Source organism: Rhodobacter calidifons (genome assembly GCF_011174775.1).
In the GTDB taxonomy this organism is placed as follows: Bacteria; Pseudomonadota; Alphaproteobacteria; order Rhodobacterales; family Rhodobacteraceae; genus Tabrizicola; species Tabrizicola calidifons.
Window position 1 is genome coordinate 1 of record NZ_JAANHS010000039.1, and the last position, 4,310, is coordinate 4,310.

The 4,310-nt window shown below is 67.4% G+C and carries 4 protein-coding genes; all 4 read right to left on the reverse strand.

The annotated features are described in order from the left end of the window. Positions 1-51: 51 nt before the first annotated feature. The 4 genes from G8O29_RS18040 to G8O29_RS18055 are packed head-to-tail and all read right to left on the reverse strand — an operon-like array spanning position 52 to position 4,289. Positions 52-840, reverse strand: coding sequence for an FAD binding domain-containing protein (locus G8O29_RS18040; RefSeq protein WP_166404581.1), 789 nt, complete (start codon positions 838-840; stop codon positions 52-54). 1 nt (position 841) lies between these two features. Continuing rightward, the gene (locus tag G8O29_RS18045) at positions 842-3,229 is read right to left on the reverse strand and encodes a xanthine dehydrogenase family protein molybdopterin-binding subunit (protein WP_166404582.1); all 2,388 of its coding nucleotides are present in this window, start codon (positions 3,227-3,229) and stop codon (positions 842-844) included. Positions 3,230-3,238: 9 nt separating this feature from the next. After that, entirely contained in the window at positions 3,239-3,724 is a 486-nt protein-coding gene (locus G8O29_RS18050; RefSeq protein ID WP_166404583.1) for a (2Fe-2S)-binding protein, read from the reverse strand. Between the two features lie 37 nt (positions 3,725-3,761). Then, on the reverse strand, positions 3,762-4,289 hold the full coding sequence (locus G8O29_RS18055; protein WP_166404584.1) for an SRPBCC family protein: 528 nt from the start codon (positions 4,287-4,289) through the stop codon (positions 3,762-3,764). Between the last annotated feature and the right edge of the window lie 21 nt (positions 4,290-4,310).

The following is a 4,310-nucleotide window of genomic DNA, read 5'->3' on the forward strand; positions in this document are numbered from 1 at the left end:
CAACAGGCCCGGCGGATTGCTCTGCCGGGCCTTTGGCTGCTGTGGGAAGGTTCAGCCTGCCGCCGTGACCGCGCGGCCTGTGAGCACCTTGACGAGGTTGGCGCGATAGGCGGCCGAGCCGTGCAGGTCGCTCATCATGCCGGCGGGATCGACGCTGAGGCCCGACAGCGCCGAGGCCGAGAAGTCGGCCGAGAGTGCGCGTTCGGCCTCGGCCCAGCGGAAGACGCCGTCGTTGCCCGCGCCCGTCACCGCGACCCGGACGCCGCTTGCGAACTTGGCGACGAAGACCCCGGTCAGGGCAAAGCGGCTGGCGGGCTGGTTGAACTTCACATAGGCCGCCTTCTGCGGGATCGGGAAGATCACCGTGGTGACGATCTCGCCCGCCTCCAGCGCCGTGGTGAACAGGCCCTGGAAATAGTCGTCCGCCGCGATCCGGCGCCGGTCGGTCACCACCGTCGCGCCGGATGCCAGCACGGCGGCAGGGTAGCAGGCCGCCGGATCGTTGTTGGCGATCGACCCGCCGATGGTGCCACGCGAGCGCACCGAGGGATCGCCGATGCCCCCGGCCAGATCGGCCAGCGCCGGGTAATGCGCGCGGGCCTCGCGCGCCACCACGGCATGGGGCGTGGCCGCACCGACATGCAGGCCGCCTTCGCCCAGGCAGACGCCCTGCATCTCCCGGATGCCGGTCAGGCTGACCAGCACCGCAGGCGCGGCCAGCCGCTGCTTCATCGTCGGGATCAGCGTCTGCCCGCCGGACAGCGCCTGCGCGCCTTCGGCGGCCAGCGCCTTGGCCGCATCCGCGATGGTCGAGGGTTTCGCGAAGTCGAAGTTGTGCATGTCAGCCCCCTTGCCCGTTGATCGCCGCCCAGACCCGCGAGGGCGAGACCGGCATGTCGATATGCTTGACGTGGGTGTGCCCGCCGCGATGCAGCGCGTCGATCACCGCGTTGACCACCGCCGGGGGCGAGCCGATCGCCCCCGCCTCGCCGCAGCCCTTCACCCCCAGCGGGTTGTGCGTGCAGGGCGTCTGGCAGGAATAGTCCACGTTGTAGAACGGTACATCCTCGGCCCTCGGCATCGGATAGTCCATGTAGGACCCCGTCAGCAGCTGGCCGGTCTCGTCATAGGCGGTGAACTCGCAGAGCGCCTGGCCGATCCCCTGGCCCACGCCGCCATGCACCTGGCCTTCCACGATCATCGGGTTCATCACATTGCCGAAGTCGTCGGCGCAGTGGAAGGCCACCACATCGACCTTGCCGGTGCCCTCGTCCACCTCGACCTCGCAGATATAGGCGCCCGCGGGGTAGGTGAAGTTGGCCGGGTCGTAGAAGGCGGTCTCCTCCAGCCCCGGTTCCAGCGTCTCCAGCGGATAGTTGTGCGGGACATAGGCGCTGAACGCGATCTCGCCGAAGGTCTTGGCCTTGTCGGTGCCCGCCACCTGGAACTTGCCGTTCTCGAAGGTGATGTCGCCCTCGCTGGCCTCCAGCATGTGGGCGGCGATCTTCTTGCCCTTGGCGATGATCTTGTCCACCGCCTTGGCCATCGCCGTGCCGCAGACCGCCAGCGACCGCGAGCCGTAAGAGCCCATCCCGAAGGGGATCTTGGCGGTGTCGCCGTGCACGATCTCGACCGAAGACTCCGGGATCCCCAGCTTCTCGGCCACGATCTGCGCGAAGACCGTCTCGTGGCCCTGCCCATGGCTGTGCGCCCCGGTCATCACGCTGATGTTGCCGGTCGCGTTCACCCGCACCGTCGCCGCGTCGTACAGCCCCACGCGGCTGCCCAGCACGCCCACCAGATGGCTCGGCGCGATGCCGCAGGCCTCGATCCAGGTCGAAAGCCCCATGCCGCGCAGTTTGCCGCGCTTCTTCGACTCCGCCGCGCGCGTCTCGAAGCCCGCGACATCGGCCATCGCCATCACGCGGTCCAGCGTCGCATGATAGTTGCCCGTGTCATAGACCAGCCCGACCGGAGTCGTGTAGGGGAACTGGTCGGGCGTCAGCAGGTTCTTCCGCCGCACCTCGAACGGATCAAGGTTCAGCTCGCGGCACATCTTGTCGATCACCCGCTCCAGGCTGAAGGTCGCCTCGGGCCGCCCCGCGCCGCGATAGGCATCCACCGGGGCGGTGTTGGTGAACACCGTCTTCACGTTCACATAGACATGCGGCACCTTGTAGGGTCCGGCCATCAGCGTGCCGTGCAGGAAGGTCGGCGTCGCGGTCGAGAAGTTCGACAGATACGCCCCCACATTGGCCAGCGTCTCGGTGCGGATCGCCAGGATCTGCCCGTCCTTGGTGCAGCCGAGCTCGATCTTCGTCACATGATCGCGGCCATGCGCATCGGTCAGGAAGCTCTCCGACCGCTCCGCCGTCCAGCGCACCGGGCGGCCCAGCTTCTTCGCCGCGGCCAGCACCAGCGCCTCTTCGCCGTAGTGGTAGATCTTCGACCCGAACCCGCCGCCCACATCCGGGGCCACGACCTGAAGCTTGTTCTCGGGGATGCCGAGGACGAAGGCCGCCACCAGAAGCCGCGTCAGGTGCGGGTTCTGGCTGGTCGTCGTCAGCTTGTAATCGCCCGTGCCGGGGTTGTATTCGCCGATGGAAGCGCGCGGCTCCATCGCGTTCGGCACCAGCCGGTTGTTCACCAGCTCCAGCGTCACCACATGCGGCGCGGCCTTCATCGCGGCATCTACCGCCGCGCGGTTGTCCTCGATCCAGCCCCAGTCGAAGCAGAGGTTGTCCGGGATCTCGTCATGCACCCGGTTCGACGGGTCGGCCACCGCCGCCTTCATGTCGATGATCGCGGGCAGTTCTTCGATCTCGCTGTCGGCGGCCAGCTGTTCCGCCGCATCCCGCGCCTGGGCATAGGTCTCGGCCACGACGGCGGCATAGGCATCGCCCACATGCCGCACCTTGCCATAGGCCAGCACCGGGCGCTTGGGCTCGCGCATCGGCGTGCCGTCACGGCTGTTGATCAGCCAACCCGCCGGGTTGCCGCCGACGTCCTTGAAGTCCTCGCCCGTGAACACCGCCAGCACGCCGGGCATCGCCGCCGCCTTCGTAGTGTCGATCGACCTGATCCGCCCATGCGCCACGGTCGAGCGCACGAAGACCGCATGGGTCTGCCCATGCAGCGCCAGGTCGTCGGTATAGACCCCGCGCCCGGTCAGAAAGCGGATATCCTCGCGGCGCTTCGAGGACGCGCCAATCCCTGTATCCTTCGGCATCTCTCCCCCCTATTCCGCAGCCAGCGCGCTGACATCCTGCCCGGAGGCAGCCATCACGGCCTTGACGATGTTGTGGTAGCCTGTGCAGCGGCAGATGTTGCCGTCCAGGTAGTGCCGCACCTCGGCTTCGGTGGGCTTGGGGTTTTCCGCCAGCAGCGCCGCCGAAGACATCACCATGCCCGGCGTGCAGAAGCCGCATTGCAGCCCGTGATGGTCCTGGAACGCCTGCTGGATCACCGACAAGGAGCCATCGGCATTCGCCATCCCCTCGATCGTCCTGACCTGCGCCCCGGCCACATCCGCCGCAAAGACGGTGCAGCTTTTCACGGGCTTGCCGTCCACATGCACCACGCAGGCGCCGCACTGGCTGGTGTCGCAACCGACATGGGTGCCGGTCAGCCCCAGCCCCTCGCGCAGGAAGGAGGACAAAAGCGTCCGCCCTTCCACCTCGCCGGAAACGGCCTTGCCGTTCACGGTCATCGAGACCTTGGTCATCCTTGTTCCTCCCTGGGTCGTCCTAGGTATCGCCGGTTCAACCGATCAGTCGCTTGAACCAACCCTTCTTCCTTTCCCCCGAATCGGCAACAGCTTCTTCGGCCACAGGCTCCGGCTCGGGCTCGGGCGCCTCGACCGCCGCCTGGAAGCGGGCGAAGAACTCGTCCGCCAGCTTCTTCGCGAAACTGTCGATGATCCGGCTGCCCAGCTGGGCAAGCTTGCCCCCCACATTGGCCTCCGCCTCGTAGGTCAGCCGCGTCCCGCCCGCGACCGGCTCGAAACTCACGTTGGCGCCGCCCTTGGCAAAGCCCGCGACCCCGCCCTTGCCCTCGCCCGATATCCGCAGCGACCGCCCCTCCACGATGTCGGACAGCTGCACGAGGCCCGTGAAGGTCGCCGAAACCGGACCAACCTTCTGCTTCACGACCGCCTCATACCCCTCCGCAACCGAGCCGGTCATGCTCTCGCAACCAGGAATGCAGGCCCGCAATACCTCGGGGTTCAGGATCGCATCCCAGACAACCCGCGGCTCCGCCCTGATCTCACGGCTGTCGGTCAGTTTCATCGGACAAATCCCCCTGTTGTC